The organism is Polynucleobacter sp. TSB-Sco08W16, assembly GCF_018687455.1.
Taxonomy (GTDB): Bacteria; Pseudomonadota; Gammaproteobacteria; order Burkholderiales; family Burkholderiaceae; genus Polynucleobacter.
The window spans coordinates 245653-271274 of the sequence record NZ_CP061291.1; the positions used below are offsets into that span (position 1 = coordinate 245653).

29 protein-coding genes are annotated in these 25622 nt (G+C 43.7%); 21 read left to right on the forward strand and 8 right to left on the reverse strand.

What is annotated here, in order from left to right:
* The first annotated feature begins 19 nt into the window (after positions 1 to 19).
* Positions 20 to 520 (forward strand): bifunctional pyr operon transcriptional regulator/uracil phosphoribosyltransferase PyrR, encoded by a 501-nt coding sequence (pyrR, locus tag FD961_RS01290; protein WP_215393780.1) that lies wholly within the window; start codon positions 20 to 22, stop codon positions 518 to 520.
* Positions 520 to 1488, forward strand: coding sequence for an aspartate carbamoyltransferase catalytic subunit (locus FD961_RS01295; protein WP_215393781.1), 969 nt, complete (start codon positions 520 to 522; stop codon positions 1486 to 1488). Before pyrR ends, FD961_RS01295 begins: the two co-directional genes overlap by 1 nt.
* Here FD961_RS01295 and FD961_RS01300 read toward each other — a convergent pair.
* Positions 1485 to 2399: a glycosyltransferase 61 family protein gene (locus FD961_RS01300; RefSeq protein WP_215393782.1), complete on the reverse strand. Its 915-nt coding sequence runs from the start codon at positions 2397 to 2399 to the stop codon at positions 1485 to 1487. The two genes, FD961_RS01295 and FD961_RS01300, sit on opposite strands and share 4 nt — an antisense overlap.
* 86 nt (positions 2400 to 2485) lie before the next feature.
* Here FD961_RS01300 and FD961_RS01305 point away from each other — a divergent pair, with 86 nt between their 5' ends.
* The 3 genes from FD961_RS01305 to FD961_RS01315 are packed head-to-tail and all read left to right on the forward strand — an operon-like array spanning position 2486 to position 5654.
* On the forward strand, positions 2486 to 3826 hold the full coding sequence (locus FD961_RS01305) for a hypothetical protein (protein ID WP_251371295.1): 1341 nt from the start codon (positions 2486 to 2488) through the stop codon (positions 3824 to 3826).
* A gap of 11 nt (positions 3827 to 3837) precedes the next feature.
* Positions 3838 to 4737, forward strand: coding sequence for a DUF6492 family protein (locus tag FD961_RS01310; RefSeq protein ID WP_251371296.1), 900 nt, complete (start codon positions 3838 to 3840; stop codon positions 4735 to 4737).
* An 8-nt stretch (positions 4738 to 4745) separates the two neighbouring features.
* Positions 4746 to 5654: a glycosyltransferase gene (locus FD961_RS01315; protein ID WP_215393783.1), complete on the forward strand. Its 909-nt coding sequence runs from the start codon at positions 4746 to 4748 to the stop codon at positions 5652 to 5654.
* 1 nt (position 5655) lies between these two features.
* On the opposite strand, the gene FD961_RS01320 is transcribed toward FD961_RS01315, so the two are convergent.
* On the reverse strand, positions 5656 to 6681 hold the full coding sequence (locus tag FD961_RS01320; RefSeq protein ID WP_071464605.1) for a hypothetical protein: 1026 nt from the start codon (positions 6679 to 6681) through the stop codon (positions 5656 to 5658).
* Entirely contained in the window at positions 6674 to 7690 is a 1017-nt protein-coding gene (locus FD961_RS01325; RefSeq protein WP_071464606.1) for a glycosyltransferase family 10 domain-containing protein, read from the reverse strand. Before FD961_RS01325 ends, FD961_RS01320 begins: the two co-directional genes overlap by 8 nt.
* Positions 7691 to 7695: 5 nt before the next feature.
* Between FD961_RS01325 and FD961_RS01330 the strand changes: the two genes are divergently transcribed.
* The 6 genes from FD961_RS01330 to waaC are packed head-to-tail and all read left to right on the forward strand — an operon-like array spanning position 7696 to position 13260.
* Entirely contained in the window at positions 7696 to 8637 is a 942-nt protein-coding gene (locus FD961_RS01330) for a hypothetical protein (protein WP_071464607.1), read from the forward strand.
* Between the two features lie 32 nt (positions 8638 to 8669).
* A complete protein-coding gene (rfbB, locus tag FD961_RS01335) occupies positions 8670 to 9731 on the forward strand; it encodes a dTDP-glucose 4,6-dehydratase (RefSeq protein ID WP_071464608.1) in 1062 nt (353 codons plus the stop codon).
* Between the two features lie 13 nt (positions 9732 to 9744).
* Positions 9745 to 10680 (forward strand): dTDP-4-dehydrorhamnose reductase, encoded by a 936-nt coding sequence (gene rfbD, locus FD961_RS01340; RefSeq protein ID WP_215393784.1) that lies wholly within the window; start codon positions 9745 to 9747, stop codon positions 10678 to 10680.
* 32 nt (positions 10681 to 10712) lie between these two features.
* Positions 10713 to 11651: a glucose-1-phosphate thymidylyltransferase RfbA gene (gene rfbA, locus FD961_RS01345; protein WP_071464610.1), complete on the forward strand. Its 939-nt coding sequence runs from the start codon at positions 10713 to 10715 to the stop codon at positions 11649 to 11651.
* Positions 11651 to 12226: a dTDP-4-dehydrorhamnose 3,5-epimerase gene (gene rfbC / locus FD961_RS01350; RefSeq protein WP_215393785.1), complete on the forward strand. Its 576-nt coding sequence runs from the start codon at positions 11651 to 11653 to the stop codon at positions 12224 to 12226. The genes rfbA and rfbC overlap by 1 nt, the downstream gene beginning before the upstream one ends.
* Positions 12226 to 13260, forward strand: coding sequence for a lipopolysaccharide heptosyltransferase I (gene waaC, locus FD961_RS01355; protein ID WP_215393786.1), 1035 nt, complete (start codon positions 12226 to 12228; stop codon positions 13258 to 13260). Before rfbC ends, waaC begins: the two co-directional genes overlap by 1 nt.
* Positions 13261 to 13265: 5 nt before the next feature.
* On the opposite strand, the gene FD961_RS01360 is transcribed toward waaC, so the two are convergent.
* Positions 13266 to 14900 (reverse strand): TolC family protein, encoded by a 1635-nt coding sequence (locus tag FD961_RS01360; RefSeq protein ID WP_251371298.1) that lies wholly within the window; start codon positions 14898 to 14900, stop codon positions 13266 to 13268.
* Between the two features lie 108 nt (positions 14901 to 15008).
* On the opposite strand from FD961_RS01360, the gene FD961_RS01365 reads away from it, so the two are divergent.
* From FD961_RS01365 to trmB, 4 genes are read left to right on the forward strand one after another with little or no spacing between them, the layout of a single operon-like run.
* Complete coding sequence (locus tag FD961_RS01365) at positions 15009 to 15854, forward strand: undecaprenyl-diphosphate phosphatase (RefSeq protein ID WP_215393787.1); 846 nt, start codon at positions 15009 to 15011, stop codon at positions 15852 to 15854.
* Between the two features lie 26 nt (positions 15855 to 15880).
* Entirely contained in the window at positions 15881 to 16339 is a 459-nt protein-coding gene (locus FD961_RS01370) for a DUF2721 domain-containing protein (RefSeq protein ID WP_071464614.1), read from the forward strand.
* A 22-nt stretch (positions 16340 to 16361) separates the two neighbouring features.
* Entirely contained in the window at positions 16362 to 17297 is a 936-nt protein-coding gene (locus FD961_RS01375; protein ID WP_215393788.1) for a UDP-glucuronic acid decarboxylase family protein, read from the forward strand.
* Between the two features lies 1 nt (position 17298).
* Positions 17299 to 18117 (forward strand): tRNA (guanosine(46)-N7)-methyltransferase TrmB, encoded by an 819-nt coding sequence (trmB, locus tag FD961_RS01380; RefSeq protein ID WP_215393789.1) that lies wholly within the window; start codon positions 17299 to 17301, stop codon positions 18115 to 18117.
* Between the two features lie 13 nt (positions 18118 to 18130).
* Here the strand turns inward: trmB and FD961_RS01385 are convergent, their stop codons facing one another.
* The 4 genes from FD961_RS01385 to ribBA all read right to left on the reverse strand — a co-directional run bounded on the left by FD961_RS01385 (position 18131) and on the right by ribBA (position 21937).
* Positions 18131 to 19603, reverse strand: coding sequence for an NAD-dependent succinate-semialdehyde dehydrogenase (locus FD961_RS01385; protein ID WP_215393790.1), 1473 nt, complete (start codon positions 19601 to 19603; stop codon positions 18131 to 18133).
* A 128-nt stretch (positions 19604 to 19731) separates the two neighbouring features.
* Positions 19732 to 20253, reverse strand: a complete 522-nt coding sequence (gene nusB / locus FD961_RS01390) for a transcription antitermination factor NusB (protein WP_215393791.1) — start codon at positions 20251 to 20253, stop codon at positions 19732 to 19734.
* Between the two features lie 9 nt (positions 20254 to 20262).
* On the reverse strand, positions 20263 to 20775 hold the full coding sequence (gene ribH / locus FD961_RS01395) for a 6,7-dimethyl-8-ribityllumazine synthase (protein ID WP_215393792.1): 513 nt from the start codon (positions 20773 to 20775) through the stop codon (positions 20263 to 20265).
* A 28-nt stretch (positions 20776 to 20803) separates the two neighbouring features.
* A complete protein-coding gene (gene ribBA, locus FD961_RS01400; protein ID WP_215393793.1) occupies positions 20804 to 21937 on the reverse strand; it encodes a bifunctional 3,4-dihydroxy-2-butanone-4-phosphate synthase/GTP cyclohydrolase II in 1134 nt (377 codons plus the stop codon).
* Positions 21938 to 22072: 135 nt separating this feature from the next.
* Here ribBA and FD961_RS01405 point away from each other — a divergent pair, with 135 nt between their 5' ends.
* The 6 genes from FD961_RS01405 to FD961_RS01430 are packed head-to-tail and all read left to right on the forward strand — an operon-like array spanning position 22073 to position 25613.
* Complete coding sequence (locus FD961_RS01405; protein WP_215393794.1) at positions 22073 to 22396, forward strand: hypothetical protein; 324 nt, start codon at positions 22073 to 22075, stop codon at positions 22394 to 22396.
* Between the two features lie 7 nt (positions 22397 to 22403).
* Positions 22404 to 22955, forward strand: a complete 552-nt coding sequence (locus FD961_RS01410) for a hypothetical protein (RefSeq protein WP_215393795.1) — start codon at positions 22404 to 22406, stop codon at positions 22953 to 22955.
* A gap of 14 nt (positions 22956 to 22969) precedes the next feature.
* Positions 22970 to 23281: a hypothetical protein gene (locus FD961_RS01415; RefSeq protein ID WP_251371299.1), complete on the forward strand. Its 312-nt coding sequence runs from the start codon at positions 22970 to 22972 to the stop codon at positions 23279 to 23281.
* Positions 23274 to 23828 (forward strand): GspH/FimT family pseudopilin, encoded by a 555-nt coding sequence (locus FD961_RS01420; RefSeq protein ID WP_251371300.1) that lies wholly within the window; start codon positions 23274 to 23276, stop codon positions 23826 to 23828. The genes FD961_RS01415 and FD961_RS01420 overlap by 8 nt, the downstream gene beginning before the upstream one ends.
* Before the next feature lie 16 nt (positions 23829 to 23844).
* Positions 23845 to 24963, forward strand: a complete 1119-nt coding sequence (gene ribD / locus FD961_RS01425) for a bifunctional diaminohydroxyphosphoribosylaminopyrimidine deaminase/5-amino-6-(5-phosphoribosylamino)uracil reductase RibD (protein ID WP_215394310.1) — start codon at positions 23845 to 23847, stop codon at positions 24961 to 24963.
* 32 nt (positions 24964 to 24995) lie between these two features.
* Positions 24996 to 25613, forward strand: coding sequence for a riboflavin synthase (locus FD961_RS01430; protein WP_215393797.1), 618 nt, complete (start codon positions 24996 to 24998; stop codon positions 25611 to 25613).
* Positions 25614 to 25622 lie beyond the last annotated feature (9 nt).

The following is a 25622-nucleotide window of genomic DNA, read 5'->3' on the forward strand; positions in this document are numbered from 1 at the left end:
TGGAATCACTGGTAAACGAATGAACGCTGAACTCTTATACGGAAAATTACTTGAGGCCTTGCGCAAAAGAGCGCAGGCAGGCTCTTTTGAACTTGCTGGTTTAGCAATGGGTGGTGCTTGGATTGCAGAGCGCTTGGCCAAAGATTTAGGTTTACCTCACTATGGCGTGGTTAATGTTGCTTTTCATCGTGACGACTATGCTGAAAAAGGCATGACTGCTTTACGCACTGCAAGCACCATGACTACCAATCTGCCTTACGAAGTTAATGGCGCTAACATTATTTTGATTGATGATGTCTTGCTAACTGGTAGAACGGTGCGAGCGGCTTTGAATGAGTTGTTTGATTTTGGTCGTCCTGCGCAGGTCGAGTTGATGGTCCTTGCAGATCGCGGCAATCGGGAGCTTCCAGTTTGCGCAAACTTTGTTGGCGAACAAGTTCAGGTGCCTGAAAATCAAATCCTAGTTTTAGAAAAAGATGTAGAAAATAAATTTAGTTTTCAGCTTGAGGAGCGTGAATAATGGGTTCTGGGGCTAACTTAGTGAATCAATTTAATGCCACTGGAGAGCTGACCCACCTTTTAACCTTAGAGGGCCTGCCTAAAGAGCAGATACTGCATATTCTCGATACCGCCCAACAGTTTGTGAGTGTGACGGATCCCTCTAGAGAAGTGAAGAAAGTGCCTCTATTGCGTGGTAAGAGTGTATTTAACCTCTTCTTTGAAAATTCTACACGTACCAGAACGACTTTTGAGATTGCTGCCAAACGTTTGTCGGCCGATGTCATTAACTTAGATATCTTGACCTCTTCCACCGCAAAGGGTGAAAGCCTTCTCGACACTATCGATAACTTGGTCGCGATGCAGGCGGATATTTTTGTGGTGCGTCATAGCGTCTCAAGGGCGCCAATCGAAATTGCTAATCATGTACCAGCACATGTACACGTTGTGAATGCCGGTGATGGCAGTAATCAACATCCAACGCAAGGTTTGTTGGATATGTATACGATGCGGCACTTTAAGCAGAATTTTAAAGGCTTAAGAGTAGCGATTATTGGAGATATTGTGCATAGTCGTGTTGCTAAATCGAATATTCATGCGTTGACCACTTTAGGTTGCGAAGATATTCGTGCGATTGGCCCAGAGAGCTTATTGCCGAGTGATCTCGATATGTTGGGCGTGAAAGTCTTCCACAGCATGGAAGAAGGATTAAAAGATGTCGATGTGGTGATGACCTTGCGCATTCAGAAAGAGCGTATGGAAGCTGGTCAAGTACCCGAAGGTGATTCATTCTTCAAGCAATATGGTTTAACGCCTTCACGCCTAGCACTTGCTAAATCCGATGCAATCGTGATGCACCCAGGCCCAATGAATCGTGGTGTTGAGATTGACTCTATAGTGGCAGACGGTCCTCAATCCGTAATTCTGAATCAAGTCACGTTTGGTATTGCGGTGCGTATGGCGGTCATGTCGATTGTTGTTGGCAATTAAAGTGGCAATTGAAGTATTGCTTCTTTAACGGATTCGTCAAAGTAAACGTGACTATCAAGCAACTTATCACCCTGCAGTGCTCTATCTGATGTTTTGATATTTTGACTTATCAAAAGTCTCAAATCGCATATTTCTTCTAAACCAAACATTTGAGCCCAGGAATTATTTTTATAAGGATTTATTTCAAGAACATGGACATTACGATCAAGGAATAAGAGATAAAATACTCCTGCTCCAACCATGTAAATAAAATTCTTTGTTTTAGATAGAATGGAGATCGTCTCAGCAAAGTTAAGTTTTGATAGATGCACAAGCTCAATCTTATTTTGGTCTAAAAATTCCATGTCAATGTCTAAAAGATTTTTGCGCTCCAGTTCATTTCGACCATAAAGAATATTTTTAGTTCGGGACTCATTTAACCCGTTTCTAGTAAAGCAAAGCTGTTTGATTTCATTGCAAATTTCTAGGAAATTTGGATAAATACGTAAATCTCTACCTTCTGGAGAAATAATTAAATCTGAAAAAGAATAAGGTTGATCATATTCAAGGAATATTAAGTTCTTAGGGTCAATGACTGATTCTAGAAACTCTCTTTGAAATTTGTTTCCATTATTAGATACGCAGACTCGTTTTCTATTTTCTCTCCATTTCACATAGAACGGAAAGAAAACATCATGAAAAAAATGAGCAAGGTTATCCGTAGGGATTAGTAAAAGATAAAATTCCTCACCTTCCATTTTTTGTGTTTCTAAATTTAAAGGTATAAGACCCCAGCGTTTAAAAAAGAGAATGCGATCATTTTTGACTGAAATTTTATTTTTATAAAAAAGATGATTTTTATAAAGAATGAAGTCAGCGCTTCCTGCTAGTGAAAATAGTAATTTTTGGAAGAAGTCTTTAATTTTGTACATGCATTTTTAATATTCGATGTGTAAGAGGAAGCCTACTATAATTCTAGACACTATCGTGATTTTAAGTGGTGATTTGAGGGTGCCGATTGAAGGTTAAATCTATTGCGCAACAGAAAAACTGGCTTCTTCTATCCCATGCTTTCAATATGGACGGTAGGGCGGCTAGCTTGACTATTACCGATAAGATTCCCTATTTCTTGAAAGCTGGCGTTCAGCCAATCGTTTTTAGCGCTATTACCGGTATAAAAGATGATCGTTTTCCACATAAGCAATTTTTAGCGTGGGGACCGGCAGCATTTCGATTTGATTTTCGGCACTGGGTCGCAAATCAATATGGGCGCGGTGTCCTTTATAAGCTTCTGACCAGAACTGTTTCCATTCTTTTGGCTCCGCTGATTGCCATTGAGAAACTTATTCTTGGTTATTCAAGTCAATGGTCTTGGGCTCTTCCGGCTTTTGTACGTGGCTATATTTTAATTAAAAAGGGTAAGGTTGATGTTATTTACTCTATTGGAAGTGCGTGGTCGGCTCATTTAGCTGGGGTGTGGCTAAAGCGTGCAACTGGGCTGCCATTAATATCTGAGGTGCACGATCCTCTAGTTATTCGTAAGAATCCTAATGATCAAGGCTTTGAGAAGCCCAAGAATCGTGATGCTCGCTTTCGCCACTATTTAGAGGGGCAGCTCTGCAAGCACTCAGACTATGTATGGTGGTTTACGGAAGGCGCCCTTCATTATGCAAAAGTAAGAAATCCAAATCTAAATACCGTCAATAATGCGGTTGGTTTTGTAATCATGCCTGGTGCCAATCCTCCGGGTGAGATGCAGGGTGAGCCCCAACATCGGTATGGAGACTACTTAAATTTATGCCATTTTGGTTCTTTAGCGAATGATCGATCGCTCTCCATTGTTCTGAATGCGGCTGTTAAGCTTTTTGAAAAATACCCAGAGGCTAGAAAATATCTTCGCGTGCATGCTTACGGCGCCCCCCTGGATTCTCTATCTCATGAGGCTATTAATCGTTATGACTTTTCTGATGTTCTGCTTGCACATGGTCGACTAGAGAAAGATCCCCTTACTGGAAAGTCAGGACGTGAGCGCGTTGCAGAAAAAATGCAAGCAGCAGACGTGTTAATTTTGCTCCATGGAAATGATGAGTGGTGTGCAGAATACATCCCATCAAAATTCTATGATTACTTATGGTCTGGTAGGCCTATTTGGGGCATCACCCATCGTAATCCGCAACTAGATCAAATGCTTTTAGATCGTAAATCGTACTTAAGCGCTGATGGTGATGAAGAAGGCATTGCCATGGCCCTTGAAAAAATTTGGATAGACTGGCGGCAAAAGCAACTTCTACAGCCAATTTGGCAGCCAATTGGCGTTGATCAGGCGGTTAGCAGTATTCTTTCCCATATTGCTCAATAAAAGGCCGTATCTTGAAAGACATCGTTCTTTACTGCAAATCCTATCGCAAAGATTTTCTGCGCTTAAAGCGGCTATTGCAGTCCGTATCAAAATTCAACGTTGACCAAATTCCATTTTATATTTCAACTCCTAATGCAGATAGGGAATTGCTCATTGAGTTGATTGGTGGCGAAGGCTACCAATGGGTAGCAGACGAGTCGATTATTCAGGCCAATTTGAATCTAAAAAAAGGTATCGAAGAAAATAAGTCCGGCAGTCTTACGCAGCAAATTATTAAATCTGAATTTTGGCGTCTAGGTTTATGCGAAAACTATGTTTGCTTAGATTCAGACTGTATTTTTATTAAAGATTTTTTCAAGGCTGATTTTTTAGCGCCAGACGGCAATCCTTATACGGTTATTTATCAAAATAAGGAATATTTTCAGTTCGCCATTGATCGTGGATTCTCTAAAGCCCCCCTGCAACTGATTGCTGAAGGCAATCAAGTAAAGCAGTTGTTTGGTCGTCAAGGGCCTAATTACTACTGCCCTTGTCCGCCCTTTATCTGGTCGACAAAGGTATGGAAATCTCTAGAACAGTCTTATCTCAAGCCAAAAGAAATGACATTTTGGGATCTGTGTACTCCAGATCATCCAGAGACCTTGCTTTACTTGGAGGCCTTACTAAATTTTCAAGCCATTCCATTGCATCCAATTGAGCAGCTTTTCCGAGTCTATTACTATGATTGGCACTACTTTTTACTGCGCAGAATTGGTGAGACTCCTGCCAAAATAAAAGAGCATTATTTAGGCGTGATATATCAGTCAAGCTGGGATTTGAGTCTGGATTACGGTGCTAGCCAAAAATCGATTTACTCTAGAGCGCTTAAAAAAGTAAAAAGATTTGGTCGATACTTGCAAAGTTTTATCTGATGATCGCGATGCCATTAATTAGCGTGCTGATGCCCGCCTATAACTCTGAGTTATACATAGCTGAGGCTATCAAAAGCATTCTTAATCAAAGCTATCAAAATATTGAGTTAATTATTTTTGATGATGGCTCCTCAGACAACACGCGTCGAGTGATAGAAAGTTTTAGTGATCCTCGTATTGTAAAAATTCTTTCAGATCAGAATTATGGTGTTGTGAGAGCGCGCAATGAGATGATCGATAAGGCACGGGGACAATATATTGCGCTCATGGATGCAGATGATATCGCTGATCCTTCACGCCTTGAAAAACAGCTTGCAAGCTTGGAGAGCGGCGAGTCTGATTTGTGTGGAAGTGCGCAATGGGTATTGGATGAGGCCACTGGCCAGTTAAAAAAATCAAAAGATAAATTTAGAGACTCTGATTTACGCTCGCTATTGTCTGTTTACTGCGGACTTTGTAATTCTGCCATGATGGGTAGGGCGGAAATATTTAAACGTTTTAAATACGACACCTCTATTCTGACTTCAGAAGATTATTACCTATGGGTACAGATGGCTGCGGCAGGTTATCGTTTCTTGAATTTAAAAGAACGTCTTATTACCTATCGTCGATATCCAGCTCAAACAAGCTCAATTCATCTGGATAAATTTAAGCTCACCACCATTGAGGTGCAAAAAAAATATCTAGAATTATTGGGAATATCCCCTGAGCTTTATCCTCACCAACTACCATGGCCAAAGCGGGTAGCTGCTGGAGCGGGTTTGCTACGTGCTTTAAATAAACAATTTCCTGGAATTTCTCTGCAGGCTAATTCTGAAATCTATGCGCGCTTCCAGTACCGGAAAAATGGTTTGTGGACACCCTTCACGCGCTTAGAGCGTCTATTGCTGGCACTTTGGGCAACTTTGGCAAGTTAATTTAAAGATATTGCTGTAAATGTTTTGTAATCTGATCTTGATTTAACTCTGATTGCAATCCTGATACCTCAAGTAATCTATCGGCGCCTCTGTAGGAATGCCACATTTTTGGCATGATCTTCACATGTTTACCAAGCATTCCTGCTAAATGGCTCATGCCACTTTTTGAGCCTATGAAAACATCTGCATTTAATAAATGATGGAAGGTGCTCATAAAATTACTATCAATATACTCATGAACTTCATAAGAAGTATCCCTGAAGTGCTCCCTCCAAGAGAAGGGGGCTCCATTTTCTGAGCGATATTGACCTTCTTTCCCCTCGCTAAAAATATGGATTGCTAAATCCTTATGTGTATTCTGGGTTACTAAATTAATCATCTCCAAATACCAGGCATCCGGTAGCATTCTTGATGACAAGTCTGAAAATTGACGGCCAGGCAATAAGTCGCCTCTTCTGATGTGAACGGCAATATTTAACTTATTCCGGTTGAACAAAAGCGGAATAGGGTAAGACTCTCTTGCTTTTAAATAGAGATTCAAAAACCAATCCTTGGTTGATGCATACTCGTAATCGCCAAAACGATTGTTTCGAATCCTAAATGCAGTATTGGGCTCCGGATGGCTTTGAATAAATTGATCTATTACCTTATAAATGACTGCGTCACTTTGCTCATTTGAGGGAATATGAATCTCAAAATCCGGTAAATCAATTAGCTTAATTTCACCATATTGAATCCTCTTTTCAATCTCTTCGCGGCTAGGTAAACATGCTTTTGGATTCAGCATTTCATTGAGATCATTCCCAATGTTATGTGTTTCGTCCCCACGCTTTCCTCTGAGTTTCCGAAGAGATTGTTTGAGTTTCCATTTAAAAGAATTGCTGTGAGACTTAGTAAGCTGGCTTTCTGAGTAGGCAAATTGTAATTGGTTGCGAGTTGCAATCTTGAGGGCTCGATTCATGATGCCCATAGAATGGCCAATACCCGCATCGGGGTTATCGTAATCCAGCAGGAATCGATTACCCATTATTTAAGTCTTTAAGAATCTGATTCATGATGGTTGCTACGTAAGCAGTAGTATCAAATTCCATCGCCTTAGGGCTCAAAAGAAATTCACGAATGTTATTTTGATAGTTTAAATATTCAAGCTCATTGATGCTAAGCAAATGGCGATGAACTTCTTCAGTATTCTTAAAATTTCTTCTGTCGATGAAGCAAGATCTTGGGATATGCTTGCTAATCGTGTGTGATCCCCAATAAACCGGTACGCAGCCCCCAAAAAAACAATCGAATATTTTTTCGCTAATGTAGTCGGGAAGATTGGCTACATTTTCATAGCAGTAGGCAAACTTTGTTTTGCGGTAAATGGATTCTTTATCAACAACTTCTCCCGCATAACTTGGAAAAGGTTTGTATCCAAATATTTGAGTTGCTAAACGCTTTAGGCGCCGCAATATTTTTTCAGAGGCATTAAATGCGGGTTCAGGCTTTCCCCATCCAAGGCCGAATAGTGAGAAATATTGAGGGGCATTTTTCTCATACCAGCGAATAACCTCTAAGCGCTCTCTATAGAGATCATTTTCAAGGCCTTTCGGAAAAGCTTTATTGGCATTAATAATGCAAGAAAAGATGGACCTCTCGGAAAAGGATGGTGTGATATTGCTTCTAATTTGGTTGGGTATGAATACGTGGCGGACATTCGGCAAATCAGCAAAGTTGGTATTCCAAGTAAATACGCCATCAAATTGTCTGAGGTAGGTTTTGTTCTGGTTAGGGGGGCAAATGTAGGGATTTTCGGTGGCAATGAGGTATTTTTTGCCAGAAATTTGATCTAAGGCTTGGCCGTCATGCAAAATGCTAAAAGCGATCTCGCGGCCTTGGTTAACATCCGGATTATTTAATTCAACCCCGTGCTTTAGAAACTCTGATCTTAGTAATCTATTGGTAAAAGTGGGGTTATAGGTATGATGTTTATCAATTTCCTCAAAAGAGGCATTTTTTACCCTATCTGGTTGATAGTAATTGGCAAATAACATTTGATATGACTCTATTTAAGCTTCAAAACTCTAAACACAAAGCCATTGCAGATTCCAAAATTTTGCTGGCTGGCCCTATTAGAAATGTAGCGCATACGATTCAAAATGAGGTTGAAACCTTGGTTGCGAGTCTTGGGAACTTCAAAGAAATTGATTGCTTTGTAGTGGAAAGTGATTCTAGTGATAATACCGCGAAAAAATTAGAAGAACTACAGGGCGTCATTAAAAACTTCTCTTATATCAGTGTGGGCAACTTAAGTGATAAGTATCCTAGGCGCACTGATCGCATTGCCTTGTGTAGAAATATTATTATTGATGCTGTAGCCTCAAATCCGCAATTTGCAGATATTGATTACATTGCAATGGCTGATCTTGATGGCATGAATTCATTGGTCACGCCGGAAAAAATTGCCCAATGCTGGGAGGTGGAGGAGCCATGGGATGTGATTACAGCCAATCAGTTGGGTGAGTACTATGATATTTGGGGTTTAAGTCATCCCTATTGGAATCCAATGGATTGCTGGGAACAAAAGCGCCAATTAGAGAATATTTTGGGAAATGACATGGCTGAAAATATTGCCGTCGGATCCAAGCAGTCCCCCATTGATCCGCGGGCTGATCTTATTGAGGTGGATTCAGCATTTGGTGGATTAGGCATCTATACGCGTGAAGCCTTTTTAGCAGGTAGATATGCAGGGACTGATGATCAAGCTAATGGCATAGATGTTGCAGACCATATCCCTTTTCATCGTGACTTAAGAAATAAAGGCTATCGTATTTTTATTAATCCTGCCTTAATTAACTGCGATAAGACCCCCGGTGGCTCAGTAGAAAAAGTTCAGCTGCCTAAGCCTAAGGGTGGACTAAAATTAGTGCAAAAATTGGGTATCTTTTTATTTGGGAAAAAGCGCTTTAATAAATACCTGCAAATACTACAAACGCCATAGTTAAAATTGGCTAAATTAATAAAGATAGAGCAATGATTTTAGTAACTGGTGGGGCAGGATTTATTGGGGCCAATTTTGTTTTAGATTGGCTCTCTTCTTCTAGTGCTGAGGGCGTGGTTAATTTGGATAAGTTGACCTATGCTGGTAATCTTGCCAACTTGCAAATTTTGGAAAATGATCCCAGGCATATTTTTGTGCATGGCGATATTGGCGATAAAGAGCTAGTTGCAAAACTATTGATAGAGCACCGACCGCGAGCCATCGTCAACTTTGCTGCTGAAAGCCATGTAGACCGCTCTATTCATGGCCCTGCAGAGTTTATTCAAACCAATATTGTTGGTACCTTCAATTTATTGGAATGCGCGCGCGAGTATTGGGGGAATTTGAAGAGCTCTGAAAAAGAAGCGTTTCGTTTTCATCATGTATCTACTGACGAGGTATATGGATCATTATCGGCAACAGATCCTGCTTTTAGTGAAACCAATCCCTATGAGCCCAATAGCCCCTATTCAGCATCTAAAGCTGCCTCAGATCATTTAGTGCGTGCCTGGTTTCATACCTATGGATTCCCAGTGGTGACAACGAATTGTTCAAACAACTATGGTCCTTATCACTTCCCTGAGAAGTTGATTCCATTGGTCATTCTCAATGCCTTAAATGGTAAGCCTTTACCAATTTATGGTGATGGTCAACAAATTCGGGATTGGTTATACGTTGGAGATCATTGTTCAGCAATACGTGAAGTGCTGGCAAATGGGCGATTGGGAGATACCTACAACATCGGTGGCTGGAATGAAAAAGCCAATCTAGATGTAGTAAAAACAATTTGCACAATTTTGGATGAGCTTCGGCCACGCTCTGACGGCAGGCCTTATGCCGAGCAAATTACTTTTGTAACAGATCGTCCCGGGCATGATCGTCGCTATGCGATTGATGCAAGTAAGCTTGAAAAAGAGCTTGGGTGGCGTCCTGCGGAAACGTTTAATACGGGTATTCGAAAGACGGTGCAGTGGTATTTGGATAACCCAGACTGGGTTGATGGGGTAGTCACGGGTTCTTATCGCGACTGGCTTGAGAAGCAATATAAAAACTAATCAATATCAATAAATGAATATTTTGGTCTTCGGAAAAGATGGACAATTAGGTCGAGCTTTTCAGGATCAACTTCACGCTTTCCAAGCAAGTCAGGACAATGCTATTCATTTTGTGGGTCGTGCCGACTGTGACCTTAGCAATCTGGATTCTCTAAGAAGCTTATTACACTCGTCTCACCCTGACGTGATCATTAATGCTGCCGCATATACCGCGGTAGATAAGGCTGAATCAGAAGAAGAATTAGCATTTGCCATTAACGCTGAGGCGCCTAAATTAATGGCTCAGTATGCTGCTAGGCGTGGTGTATCGCTTCTGCATTTTTCAACTGATTATGTATTTGATGGATCAAAGCAGACTTCGTATACGGAGTTAGATCAACCCAATCCTCTGGGTGTATACGGACAATCCAAAGAAGCGGGTGAGCGCGCCATCGTAAATTCTTTTGTAAATGGCGAAGGTCGGTACGCAATTTTGAGAACTAGCTGGGTATACGGGGATGGCGGCAATTTTATTCGTACGATTCTTCGTTTGGCAAAAGAGCGAACAGAGTTGCGTGTGATTGAAGATCAGCTTGGTGTACCAACAAGTGCTCAGTGGTTGGCTGAGCTTGGTACGAAATTGGCTTTTAGTCTAGCTAATAAAAAATGGAATTCGGGTATTTATCATGCGGTACCGCTTGGGGAGACCAATTGGTATAGCGTGGCTAAATTGGCTGTCCAGTCTGCTATTGATGCTGGTGTAAGGCTTGAGGCAAGCCCAGCCAGTATTAAGCCAATACCAGCCTCTGAATACCCATTACCAGCTCCACGGCCAATGAATTCTCGGTTATCCACAGATAAGCTTCAAATTGAGCTGAAACGCTTGGGTCTTGTGTCAAAATTACCCCATTGGAATACGCCATGGGATGAGCAAGTTTCCACTTACGTCAAGAATTTACCTGTAAATTGATGTTTGCTTTATCCCATTAAATAAGGGTAAAGATGGCAAATAGTCATACAAAAAATCGTAAGGGAATTATTCTGGCCGGTGGTTCAGGTACCCGTCTTTATCCTGTTACCCAAGCAGTTTCTAAGCAACTCATGCCGGTTTATGACAAGCCGATGGTCTACTACCCGCTAACTACTCTCATGCTAGCTGGCATTCGAGATATTTTGCTAATCTCCACCCCTCATGACACACCTCGTTTTGCTGAGTTGCTAGGTGATGGTTCGCAGTGGGGCTTAAATATTGAGTACTGCGTTCAACCTTCGCCTGATGGCTTGGCTCAAGCATTTACGCTGGGCAAAAACTTTATCAATAATCATCCAAGCGCTTTAGTGCTAGGAGACAATATTTTTTATGGCCATGAGTTAGTGGCTAATCTTGAAAGCGCAGATGAGCGCGTAAGTGGAGCAACGGTATTTGCCTACCATGTGACCGATCCCGAGCGCTATGGTGTAGTGGAGTTTGATAAAAACTATAAGGCAATCTCTATTCAAGAAAAGCCATCGCAACCAAGGAGCAATTACGCAGTTACTGGACTCTATTTTTACGACAATCAAGTGTGCGATATCGCCAGCTCAATTAAGCCGAGTGCCCGTGGCGAACTTGAGATTACGGATGTCAATCGCATCTATCTTGAAAAAGATCAATTGAGTGTAGAGATTATGGGGCGTGGTTTTGCTTGGTTAGATACCGGAACACATGACTCCTTACTAGACGCGGCTGGCTTTATTGCTACCTTGCAAAAGCGCCAAGGTCTCATGGTTGCTTGCCCGGAAGAGATTGCATACCGTCAGGGTTGGATTGGTGCTGAGGCAGTACAAAAGGTGGCCTCCCAACTGAGTAAGAATAGTTATGGTCAGTATCTAATCAAAATATTGAATGAGATGAAAAGTGGTGCGCAACCTATTTCTTTATCATCTAAAAAGGTTAGTTAATGCCAGGTTTGAAACAGCACCCTAAGATTTCAGTAACATCCACCGCAATTACAGATGTTCTTATTATTGAGCCCAAATTATTTGGTGATGAGCGCGGCTGGTTCACTGAGTCATTTAATGCGCAAGATTTCGCTGAGGCAACTGGTTTGAACATCAATTTTGTACAGGATAATCATTCGTTCTCTCGTCAATCTATCTTGCGCGGCATGCATTACCAGCTCGAGAAAACACAGGGTAAATTAGTGCGCGTGACATCAGGTAGTGTTTACGATGTGGCTGTAGACCTACGAAAAAATTCATCCACCTTTGGAAAATGGGTTGGAGTAGAACTAAGTGCAGAAAATCATAAGCAACTGTGGATTCCGGCTGGATTAGCCCATGGATTTTTAGTGATGTCACCAACGGCTGAGTTCTTATATAAAACCACAGACTACTACCACCCACAAAGCGAGGTTTGTTTAGCATGGGATGACCCTTCAGTTGCAATTCAATGGCCCTTAAGTTCAGGAGTGAAGCCTAATCTCAATGCTAAAGATTCTGCGGGTCTCTCTTGGGAACAAATCCCGAAGTTTTAATGGTTAATTCAGGCGAATCCCCCAAAATATTATTGGTTAAGTTGTCCTCTTTAGGGGATGTGCTCCATAACCTACCCATTGTTTGGGATATTCGCGATCGTCTCCCTCATGCTCAAATTGATTGGGTAGTTGAAGAGGGCTATGTCCACCTTCTGACACCCCTACAAAGTCGAGATGGCTTTCGAGGAATCGACCGAATTATTCCCTTTGGTTTACGGCGCTGGAAAAAATCACTCTTCTCGCTCAATTATTGGAAGGAATTTTTTGCTTTCAAGAGAGAGCTTCAAGAGGCGAGGTATGACCTCATTATTGAAACTCAGGGATTATTAAAGTCTGCCCTAGTTTGCGCCTTAGCCAAGAAGAGTTCGGATGCAGTAGTCGCAGGGCTTGCGAATGCCACTGAATTTTCTGGATATGAGCCAATATCCCGTGCGTTTTACAACCAGTTAGTTCAAGTTCCATTTCACTCTCATGCAGTAGATCGTTCCCGCTATGTAACTTGCTCTGCTCTTGAGTGGCCTCTGATCGATAGAGCTAAAAAAGTGCAATTTTATCCAGCGCACTACCTCGAATCGATTGTTACTCCAAAAGTAGCTGCACTGGAAAAACCATACATCTTATTTTTTCATTCCACTGCACGTGAAGCTAAGCGCTGGGCTAATACTAATTGGGCTCAGTTGGGCAAGAAGCTCTCAAGCCTTGGGTATCAAGTGGTACTGCCTTGGGGAAGTGTGGATGAGAGGGTAGTTAGCATGGAATTAGCTAGGCAAATTCCGGGGTCGTTAGTGCCTAATGCTTTTTCTATTGAAGAAGCATTTTCCGTAATCACAAATTCGGCATTGGTGGTTGGTGTTGATACCGGCCTGACTCATTTGTCTGCGGTATTGAATAGGCCTACTGTAGAGATTTATTGCGATTCACCACGATGGAAGACCGAGGGTTATTGGTCGGAGAAGATTCGTAATGTTGGCGATATTCAAAAACCACCAACCGTGGACGAGGTTGAAAAAGCCTCTTTAGATCTACTCGTTTGATTTACTTAACGTAGTAAAGCATTAATCGAAATTAGGTCTTCATCAGTTAGTGCAGCAGCGTGCGATTTTAGTTTAATGGCATTCAGAATGGTGCTGTAGCGAGCCTGCTGCAATTGAGATCTGGTGGTTATTAAAGTATCAAGCGCGATGAGGACATCAATATTAATCAAGGTACCGACTTGGAATCCAAGCTTGCTAGATTCAAGTGCAGAGTTCGATGAGCGCTCAGCAGCCTCATAAGCCTTGACGCTGGCTAAGCCACCATAGAAACCTGTAAATGCTGCACGTGTATTTTGTGCGGCTGTACGGCGCGCATTGTCATAGTTCGCTTTCGCTTGATCTACCAATGCAGCATTTTGGCGAATCACCGAGCTATTAAAGCCACCAGAAACTAGAGGAATCGCAAGTTGCAGGGCAACCGTATTGTTATAAACATTGGTGTTGGCTGGTGTATAGCTATTTGGTGTACCGTTTGAAGTGTTATAGCCGGCGGTTCCAACAAAACTCAGAGATGGATAGTTCAATGCCTGTGAGGCCCGGTAAGTGCTCTCGGCAAGACTAACTGTTAGCTGCCCAGCCAGGACATTGAAGTTGGCTGCTTCAGCTTGATTAATCCAATCCTCTAAAGTTTGGCCAGGGGGTAGCTGTGGATTAACACTTTCAGCGATTGGGTTACCTTTGCCATCTTTACTCCTGGAGCGCGGATCTTTTAAAACACCATCAATCTTGGCTTCCTTAACGAGGGGTCTTAGAGGGCCAACTGGATGACCAACCAATTGCTCCAAAACACCGCGCTTTACTACGAGGTCTGCTTGGGCAGTAATTTCTTGAGAGGTCGCCAAATCAAGTGCTGCTTGTGCAGTATTGACATCTACTATCGTTGCTAAACCAGCATCAAACTTTGCTTGAGCAGCATCGAGCTGTTGTTTGATTAGACCTTTTTTGTTCCTATACAGCTCGACATTATCTTGACTAGTGAGCGCATCGAAATAGGCTTGTGAAACTCGAATAATTAAGTCTTGCTGTGCTAAATAAAAACGCATATCTGCGATTTTGGTATTGAGGTCACCTTGCTTAAATGCTTCTAAAGAAGCCAAATTAAATATAGGTTGCGTCAAGGTAACGGTGTAATTCTTCTGGTCGAATACGCGTGAGTTACCAGGGCCTGTAGCTACAACCGTTTGGCCAACACCATGCTGATAGTAGCGGGTGGCTCCAGGTGTAGCGCTAGCTTGTGGCAGCAAAAGCGATAAACCTTGCCAGTACAACTCTTTGCTAGCGACATAGTTAAAGCGCGCGGCATTTAATACGGGGTCACTGAAGGCTGCCTCTTGATAAAGTTGGATGAGGTCAGTCAACTGACCCTTCTGATTATTGGCATTGCCCCCATTTACGCTTGAGGGTGCTGAAGTGCTGGGTAGAGCCGCTTTTGTTGGTGCTGGCGCGACTTGAGGTGGTAGCTCCAGGCCTATCAATGAGGAGGCGCTGATTGGGGTGGGTAAAGCTGACTTAGTCGCACTGTTCGGGCTTTGCGCAATGACCACAGGGCTCCAAGAGCTTAGGCCGAGCGCCTGGGTCAGGACTAAGCCGAAGGTGGCAAGTCGAGAGAGGCGAAAGCGGGCTGGGGTCATCAAATTCATCTACTTTTAAAGTGCATGAAGTTTAAGGCTAAATTGCTTTAAACGGGTATTTGAGCTCAATTTTGCCAAAAATGCTCAGAGTATTCATATACCTATAAAATTTGCCCTATGGATCTAATATTGTTGCTAAAAGCAGTCATTCTGGGGGTAGTAGAGGGCTTCACGGAGTTTTTGCCGATCTCTAGTACTGGGCACCTGATCTTGGTTGGGGATTTGCTTGATTTCAATGATGAGCGTGGTAAAGCCTTCGAGGTCATCATCCAATTCGGCGCAATTTTGGCAGTGTGCTGGGAGTTTCGAGAAAAGCTCCTGAAGGTTGCCCATTCTATTTTTGCTAGCGCAAATTCCCGCCGTTTCGTTTTGAATCTATTGATTGCTTCGGCTCCAGCGATGGGTCTTGGTTTCCTATTCGGAAAGCACATTAAAGCAGTATTGTTTTCGCCGGTACCGGTTGCAACTGCTTTCATCGTCGGTGCATTAATTATTTTCTGGGCAGAACGTCGCCAGGGAAAAGTCAATAACCTTAATAGTCATATCCATTCCGTCGATGATCTCTCGTACTTAGATGCTCTGAAAGTTGGTATTGCGCAATGTGCTGCATTAATTCCAGGCACATCCCGCTCTGGAGCCACAATCATCGGTGGAATGTTGTTTGGCCTGCCACGCGCTGTTGCTACTGAATTTTCTTTCTTCCTCGCAATTCCTGTGATTGGAGGCGCCACTGCTTATGAGTTATTAAAGCTGTGGAAAAATCCTGTAAATATCTCTGGTGAATTCAGTCTTGCCATCGCCATTGGCTTTGTCGCCGCATTTATTTCTGCCTTTGTGTGTGTGCGCTGGTTGATTCATTACGTAGCACACCATAATTTCATCCCATTCGCCTGGTACCGAATCGCCTTTGGATTGCTGGTGCTGTTGACATCCTATACCGGCTTAATTGCCTGGTCGCATTAATTATTTAATAGATTAGAAAGTTCAGTATGGATGTATCAATTGACGCAATCACGAACAATATCCAGTTAGCCTTAGCACCAGTATTTTTATTAACGGCCGTTGCCACTTTGATTAATGCAATTTCTGGCCGTCTAGCCAGAACAGTAGACCGTATGCGCTCCATTCAAAAAATGCTTTATGAGGGTGGCGTCAAAGATGAGCAGTCATTAAGGCATATGGAGGTTGAGGCAAATGAAGCCAAGATCCGTGGCCGCTTATGTACTGCCGCTATCTTTTTTGACGTGTTAAGTGGCGTATTTATTTCCCTAACAGTTCTTGAGCTATTTTTCTTTCAGGCTGGTGCGGTACGGTCTTTGCAAACAAGCTATGTCATTTGGACCTTTGTTATGGGTCTGATATCCTTCATGACATCCCTATTGATTGTTTTAGCTGAAGTGGTTTATGCCTATAGATCCGCCGGCTGGAGCGCCCCTAGAAACTATTAATACATCTCTCTCATTTAAAAATATGAACAAAATTCTCATCACTGGTGGCGCTGGTTTCTTAGGCTCACACCTAACCGAAAAGCTGCTCAAAGAAGGCAATGATGTCTTGGTGGTAGATAACTACTTTACGGGCTCTAAGGCAAACTTGGCGCATTTATTGCCCAACCCCAACTTAGAGTTGATGCGTCACGATGTGACCTTTCCGCTCTATGTAGAGACTAATCAGATCTATAACTTAGCTTGCCCAGCATCTCCAGTGCATTACCAATATGATCCAGTGCAAACGACTAAGACTAGTGTGCATGGTGCGATTAATATGCTGGGCCTTGCTAAAAGAACACGGGCCCGTATCTTGCAAGCCTCCACTAGTGAAGTTTATGGTGACCCAGAGGTGCATCCCCAACCAGAGGAGTACTGGGGTAAGGTTAATCCGATTGGTATTCGTTCTTGCTATGACGAGGGTAAGCGTTGTGCTGAGACCCTCTTTTTTGATTACAACCGTCAACACAATCTCGATATCAAAGTAGTACGCATCTTTAATACCTATGGTCCCCGCATGCATCCGAATGATGGGCGCGTAGTGAGCAACTTTATTGTGCAAGCCCTGCAAGGCAAAGACATCACCATTTATGGTGATGGCCAGCAAACCAGAAGCTTTTGCTACGTGGATGATTTGATTGATGCCATGGTCAGAATGATGAATTCTGAGCAGGGCTTTACTGGCCCAGTCAATATTGGCAATCCAGGTGAGTTCACTATGCTGCAGTTGGCTGAAACGGTGCTCAGGCTCTCTGGTAGCAAATCTAAAATCATTCACCAACCTTTGCCGTCCGATGATCCAAAGCAGCGCCAACCGAATATTGAATTAGCCAAAGCGAAGTTAGGTTGGCAGCCCAAGGTGAATCTTGAGGATGGCCTGAAAGAAACGATTGCCTACTTTAAAAAGGTTGTAGCGTAATTTGACTCACAATCAAGCAGGCGATAAAGAAGTAAAGCGTTTTGATCGAATTCGCTCTTTTGTCCTCAGAGCAGGAAGAACTACCGCTGGGCAACAGCGCGCTATTGATGATTTAGGCCCGCGATTTCTGATTTCTTACCAAGATCAACCACTTGATTTAGTGGATGCATTTGACGGGTCTACGCAACCCAAGATTTTAGAAATCGGTTTTGGTATGGGCGAGACTACTGCCAAGATTGCAGCCTTACGTAGCCAAGATGATTTTCTAGCAATTGAAGTGCATACCCCAGGAGTAGGCGCCCTATTGAAGTTGATTGGGGAAAATGATCTCACCAACTTACGACTCATTCGTCATGATGCCGTTGAAGTCTTGCAGAATATGATTGCACCTCATTCTCTGGATGGCATTCATATTTACTTTGCTGACCCTTGGCACAAAAAGCGCCATCACAAGCGTCGTCTGATACAGGCTCAATTTGTCAGATTACTGGTATCCCGCCTAAAGGTGGGTGGGTACTTGCATCTGGCAACCGATTGGCATAACTATGCAGAGCAAATGGTATTGGTGCTGAATGCAGAGCCAACTCTGCAAAATACTTCTAGCCAACACATCTGTATAGAAACCTTTGGCGCTGAAGATATCGCCAAGCCACAAGAGCTTGAAAAGGAATTAAATGAATTCAAGCCCAGCGCTGAGCAATTGAGTGCACAGCATCTAGGTTATGTTGAGCGACCAGCTTATCGTCCAGTGACAAAGTTTGAAAACCGTGGCATTAAGCTAGGCCACGGCGTCTGGGATTTAGTCTATACAAAGAAATAAGTTGAACTGAGTTTTACAAGCCAACACAGACATACTTCATTTCCAGGTATTCATCCATTCCATAGATGCTGCCTTCGCGACCCAGGCCAGACTGCTTGACGCCTCCAAAAGGGGCAACCTCGTTCGAAATCAGGCCTGTATTGACCCCCACAATTCCGTAGTCCAGGGCTTCTGCTACTTTCCAGATGCGCCCAATGTCACGACTGTAGAAGTAGGAGGCAAGACCAAATTGACTGTTATTGGCTGACGCGATCACTTCCTCGTCTGTTTCAAAGGGAATGATGGGTGCAACAGGGCCAAAAGTCTCTTCATAGGTAATCAGCATCTCACTTGTCACGTTAGACAGGATGGTGGGCTCATAGAAGTTCTTTGTGGCAAAAGTTCTTTTGCCGCCAGCAACCAATTTGGCGCCCTTTGTAATGGCATCAGCCACATGTTTCTCTACTTTTTCCAGGGCAGCCGTTTCAATGAGTGGCCCCTGGGTAACGCCTGGATCCATTCCATTGCCCACTTTAATTTTGGTGAGGGCTGCTACAAACTTTTCTACAAATTGATCTTGAACTTTTTTATGGACATAAAAGCGATTAGCGCACACACAGGTCTGACCAGAGTTTCTAAATTTTGACGTGATTGCGCCACTAACCGCAGCGTCAATATCCGCATCCTCAAATACGATGAAGGGTGCATGCCCACCCAATTCCAAGGCGAGCTTCTTAACAGTAGGTGCACATTGTTCCATCAAAATGCGCCCAACTTCCGTTGAACCCGTGAAGGAGAGATGGCGAACAGTTGGTGAGGCACATAGGGTTTTACCAATGGCGATAGATTGCTGCGCATCAGCAGTCAAAATATTAATGACGCCATCAGGAATGCCCGCTTGAATTGCAAGTTCTGCCAGGGCTAGGGCAGATAAGGGTGTTAGCTCGGCAGGCTTAATAACAATCGTGCAGCCTGCAGCCAAAGCTGGTGCAATTTTGCGAGTAATCATTGCAATTGGAAAGTTCCAGGGGGTAATGGCTACACAAACGCCAATAGCTTGCTTGAGCACCATCATGCGTTTATCGCCCCAAGTTGTAGCTGGAATCGATCCAGCTACACGTTTGGCCTCTTCTGCAAACCACTCAACAAATGATGCGCCATAAACAACCTCTCCGGCAGCTTCTGCTAGCGGCTTGCCTTGCTCTAAAGTCATCAAAGTCGCTAAGTCTTGGGTATGTTCAATAATCAGATCAAACCATTGGCGCATGATTTGAGCACGCTCCTTGCCCGTTTTATTGCGCCATGCTGGCAATGCCTTCTCGGCTGCAGCGATAGCTTGCTCAGCCTGATGTGGGCCTAGGTTACTAACGGAGGCAATGATTTCATCGGTAGCTGGATTAGTTATATTAAAGCGCTCTTTAGAGTCAATCCATTTGCCGTTAATAAAGGCCTGTTCTTTGAAGAGTTTGTGATCTTTTAGAAAACTACGAATATCGATTTTTTCCATAATGAACTTTGCCGATCTGAGGAGTGTGGGTTGGTGCGTCTGGCTTTAGATGATTTTATCCTCAGAAATAAAAAAGCCCCACAAGCAATTGCTCAGGGGCTTTGACATCCAAATAAAGGGATGTTTATTTAATTGGCCTGTGTTTCTACGGTACGTAATTTTTGCGCCAGCAAATCCAGAACACCATTAACGTACTTGTGCCCGTCAGTGCCGCCAAAGGTCTTAGCAAGCTCAACAGCTTCATTGATGGCAACTTTATATGGCACTGAAAGATCAACAGCTAATTCGTAAGTACCGATCAAAAGGGCGGCATGCTCTACTGGAGAAAGTTCATTAATGGGGCGGTCAAGGGCAGGAGTAATGATGGCTTCTAGTTCATCCGTGCGATCTAAGACGCCCTCAAAAATTCCGGTAAATAAATCCAGCTGGCAACGCTTAAAGGCAGGATCTTCGGAGAGCTGCTTAGCAATCGCAGCGCTATTGGGCAGGCTTCCTGCACGACGTACTACTAAGCTTTGATACACGCCTTGGAGGGCATACTCACGGGCGCGGCGACGTGGTGTCAGGGAGCGCTTTGGAGCGGCTGATTTAACATCTGCCCCATCCTTGGAGGCTGGTGACTGTGAGGGATTGATACCGGATTTACTCATATTAATAATTTACTCTTCACCAGTGTTCATTTGGATATCAATATCGGGAGTGAGGGCTAAAGCAAGATTGGCCATTTCTACAACGGCTTTGGCGCAATCAGCACCCTTTACGTTCACACGCTCATGCGCTTGCTCATCCGTATCGCAAGTAAGTACGCCATTAGCAATTGGCAAACCAGAATCGATTGAGATGCGAGTAATGCCTGCAGCAGATTCATTCGAGACTAGCTCGAAGTGATAAGTCTCACCACGAATCACTGCGCCCAATGCTACAAGGCCATCAAATTCACCTGTTTCAGCAAGTTTTTGAAGGGCAAAAGGAATTTCCAGTGCGCCAGGAACAGTAACTAACTTGATGTCTGCTTGCGATACACCTAAAGCAATCAATTCATTGATACAGGCATGTGTGAGTGCGACACAATAATCTTCATTAAAGCGTGCTTGTACGATGCCAATGCGTAAATCTTGGCCGTTGAGGTCTGCCTCTAAAACGCCTACAAAGTCATTGCTTGAATCGGTCATGATATTTTTCTGATGGGGTAAGTAAAAATTACTTGGGCTGATAAGGGGTGTAGCCAGTTACTTCTAGCTTATAGCCGGATAGGCTTGGTACGGGGCTTGGGTTGGCTAGCAAACGCATCTTACCCACACCAATATCTTTCAGGATCTGGGCGCCGATACCGTAGCTACGGAAATCTGTTTTACGAGCCAAAGGCTTTATTACTTCCTCTTTCGATTGATTGAGCTTTTGAAATTGTGCCAACCAATCAGCATCATTGGGGGCAGCAATGCCTGCGGCATTGAGTAAAACGGCAACTCCTGCTGGAGCAGCTGCTAACTGTTGAAGAGCCTGAGCTAGTGGCCATGAATGGGTACTGACATTAGCATCTAAAAAGTCGAGCACTGTAACGGGCTCATGTACGCGCACCAGCGTTTCTTCAGCCTCTGATGGTTTGCCATTGACAAGCGCAATATGAATGCATGAGCTTGGGGTATCACGGTAAATGATGCCTTCAAACTTACCCCAGGGAGTGATGAATTCGCGAACACCTTCACGCACCACAATACTTTCATGTTGGCTGCGATATTGAATGAGGTCAGCGATGCTACCAATTTTGAGTTGATGCTCTTTGGCAAACTCTAGCAAGTCTGGCAAGCGCGCCATGCTGCCATCATCCTTCATGATTTCGCAAATCACTGATGTCGGTGAGCAACCTGCCATCGCAGCAAGATCACAACCTGCTTCAGTGTGGCCAGATCGAATCAATACTCCGCCTGGTTGAGCCATCAAAGGAAACACGTGGCCTGGCTGAACTAAGTCGCTTGGTTTGGCGTTAGATGCTACGGCAGTTTTAATGGTAAGGGCGCGATCTGCTGCAGAGATACCAGTGGTCACACCGCTGGCAGCTTCAATAGAGACTGTGAAGTTGGTACCCATTGAAGTGCCGTTATCGCGCACCATCAATGGCAAATTTAGTTGCTGACAGCGTTCACGGGTTAGGGTCAGGCAAATAAGTCCACGACCATGCTTGGCCATGAAATTGACTGCCTCAGCACTAACGTGATCTGCCGCCAAGACTAAATCACCTTCATTCTCACGATCTTCTTCATCAACAAGAATGACCATCCGGCCAGCGCGGAGCTCGGCAATGATTTCTTCGGTGGAGGTAAGGGTATTTGGCATAGCCTACTATTTTAAGCTGAGCAGGCAATTGTCGTTAACCTCGTAGTTGATCCCCTAAGGCAATCTTCTCTTTTTCTGACGGTAAGAGCCTCTAGCCCCTGTTTTATAGCTTATCAAAGCCCTAGAAAATGTCGTATGCGCTCAGAAACCCCGAATGGATTCATTTTGCTAGAGGTTTTAGTGGCAATGAGCCTCATTTTGGGCGTTTGGATGACTTCTGTTGGTGCTTATCAAGGTCTAGCCCTGCGGCTAGCTCAGCAAGAAGGAAGACGATCAGAACTTAGGCTGGATTTTGATACTTATGAACTCGCTGAGCAACTTAGGGTCAATAGCAATCAAGCTCATCTTCGTAATACCCCTAATACTTCATCTATAGGTTTAAAGAATGAGTCTTCTCGAATGTCTAGTCGGAATCACTCTGTGCGTCCTGTTATTAAACCCGCTCTTAAAAACAAGTAGTGATTTGATGGCTAAGCAAATCCAATATGAAAAAACTCAAGCTTTAGCCACAGAAGCAGAGCGTGCATTAGAGCTAATTGGGCGCGCGATTCGAATGGCTGGTTACCAAAATATCAAATCTAATAACTCAAGCTTCGGTAGAAATAGTTCACATCCCCCAATCGAAATTCAAAAAGGAAATGGTTATCAAAGATCAGACTCCTTAGTGATTAGGCATCAGTTATCTGATGGTATAGATTTTGATTGCCTTGGAAATGTATTAACTAGCGAACGAACTAAAAATGATTTAGCGCTCCAGGGGTTTTTAGTTAACCAACAGGCTGGCGTAGCAAAAGGGGCTAAGGTAAATGGAGGCTCGCTTATGTGTCAGTCATTAGATCGTCAGGGGCGTATACAAAATACGACCTTGATGAACGGCATCAACGCCTTGAGGATTGAGGGGCTGGGAGCCCAATCAAGCTTGGGGCAGCGGTCCTTTAGGATTACCTTAGAAATGACTGATGGAGCCATCATTCAAAAAGCGTTTGAGCGCACTTTTACTACGAGAAATCTCCCATGATTTTGGCATGGGTTATGTCCTTACTGCTTCTATGCTCATCTCTGATTGTGTACCTAGAGCGATTGACAGTGTTACGTTTAGTTGAAGTGAAAACAATCGAATTTTCACAAGAGCGATTTATGGCAGCAGAAACTGCAGTGATCAAATGCGAGAGCCACATCCTTAACCTATCTGCGTTAACAGAGAATGATTGTTTTATTCAGCCGGCAGGAAAAAACCAATGGCTCATATCTAGTAAAGAGAAGCCAACTATTCAGGTCCATGTCTTAGCAGATGAAAAATCTGGTTTCCTTACTCGCCTCAATTGGCGCCAAGCATTTGAATAAAAATTTTCAGCCTGATACCGGCGTTAGCTTGCTAGAGATGATGGCAGTAATTTTGATAGTGGCTATTTCAGCAATAATCACCATGCCACTTTTGCAAGAGCAGATTGCCATTCGTGAAATTGAATTCGTTGCCAGAAGATTTATTGCACATGCTCACTTTGCTCGTCAGCAAGCATTACACCTGGGGGAGCCAGTAAGGCTAGAGCCTAGCTTGGGCAAATGGGAAAGTGGTTGGGCTGTCTATAGCGCTTGTATTGGTAAGACTATCAAACCCTCGTGCGTTAGCAAGACATGGATTTCTCAGGGCAAGACTGACCCCATCTTCTTTAAAGGTGGAGCTAGGCACTTTATTGATCCTCACACAGGCAAGACAGGCATTCTTTTTAATGCTGCTGGAGCAGCTAAAACAGCCCAAGGTGGATTTGTAGCCAATCGCCTAGTCCTTGGTCATCAGAGGGTTCCCGACCTAGAGCGCCAGCTGATATTGGGTAGCGGTGGACGCTGGCGCATCTGTGACCCTGCCAGGGATGCAAAGCGATGCCATTGAATGGTTTAATAGACCCATGTATACCGCTGTTGATCACCAATGGATGAGCGAGGCTTTGGCCCAGGCTCAAAAAGCACTTTATTTGGCGAACCCTAATCCGCGGGTAGGTTGCGTCATCGTTAAAGATGGGCAAGTCATCGGTCGAGGGTTTACTCAACGCGCTGGCGGTTCTCATGCAGAAGTGCAAGCGCTTGCAGATGCTAAAGCAAATGGAAAAGATCCTGCTGGCTCTACGATCTATGTCACTCTGGAGCCATGCAGTCATACCGGCCGCACTCCACCATGTGTAGATGGACTCATTGCCGCAAAGCCAGCCAAAGTCATTACGGCAATGAAGGATCCAAACCCGCTCGTCTCGGGAAATGGTCTGGAGAAACTGAGAGCAGCGGGTATTGAAGTGCAATGTGGCTTGATGGAAATGGAAGCGCAAGCATTCAATCGTGGATTCATATCCAGAATGACTCGAGGTCTACCGTGGGTACGCTTGAAGATAGCCGCAAGTCTTGATGGAAAAACCGCTTTACCAAATGGTGAAAGTCAGTGGATTACTGGCCCTCTTGCTAGGGCTGATGGGCATCATTGGCGCGCTCAAGCCTGTGCAATTGTGACTGGTGTCGGTACTGTTAAAGAGGATGATCCTTCTCTGAATGTACGAGAAGTTGAAACGCAACGTCAGCCTTGGCGAATTATTGTGGACTCTAAATTAGAGACGCCGACCAATGCCAAGATTTTGAATAATCTAGATCAGTCTGGCGCTATGATTATTTGTGCCAGCATGAATACTGCAGAACAACAAGAAAAAGCCAAGGCCTTTGAGGCTAGAGGAATTGAAGTAATTACCATGGCTAACGTATCTGGTAAGGTGGATTTACCGGGACTCTTTGCTTATCTTGCGCAAGAGCGAGAGATGAATGAGATTCATGTGGAGTCAGGCTTTAAGCTCAATGGCTCAATGCTCAGAGAAGATTGTGTGGATGAGCTTTTGCTCTATTACGCCCCATTTTTTATGGGTGAAGGTATTGGCATAGCAAATGTACCAGCATTGCCGTCCTTAAAGTCTCGAGATGACTGGCAAATTATTGACCAAAGCTTGCTTGGCAATGATTTCAGGCTCAGACTAATTAAACGCCCATAAAGATCTCAACAAGAAGAATTAAAATTAACGCTATGTTCACTGGAATCATCACTGCCGTAGGTCAAATCAAAAGCGCTCAAGCAAAAGGCGATGGCTTGCACTTAGTTGTTGAAGTTCCTTCGGGTTATTTGGATGATGTGGCGCTTGGAGACAGTATTGCCATTCAGGGGGCCTGCATGACAGCAACTGACTTTGATGGCAATACCTTTGCTTTGGATATTTCTCGTGAGTCTTTAAATAAGACTGTTGGCTTAGATCAAGTTGGCTCAGTGAATCTAGAAAAAGCACTTCGATTAAACGATCGACTTGGCGGTCACTTGGTGAGTGGTCACGTTGATGGAGTAGGTAAGGTTGCCCACTTTTCCCAGATTGCTCAAGATGCCTACGGATCTTGGCTATTACGCATTGAGGCGCCTAAAGAATTAGCCCCATTCTTGGCCTATAAAGGTTCAATCGTGGTCAATGGCGTATCTCTGACTGTCAATAAAACAGAGGATAGTAATAAGGCCTGTGTCGTTGATATCAATATCATCCCGCATACCTTGCAAAATACAACGCTAGGTAATCTCAAGCAGGGCGATGCCGTAAATTTAGAGATTGATTTGATTGCGCGTTATGTAGCGCGTATGCTTGAAACACAAGTTAAATAAGTGTCAGAG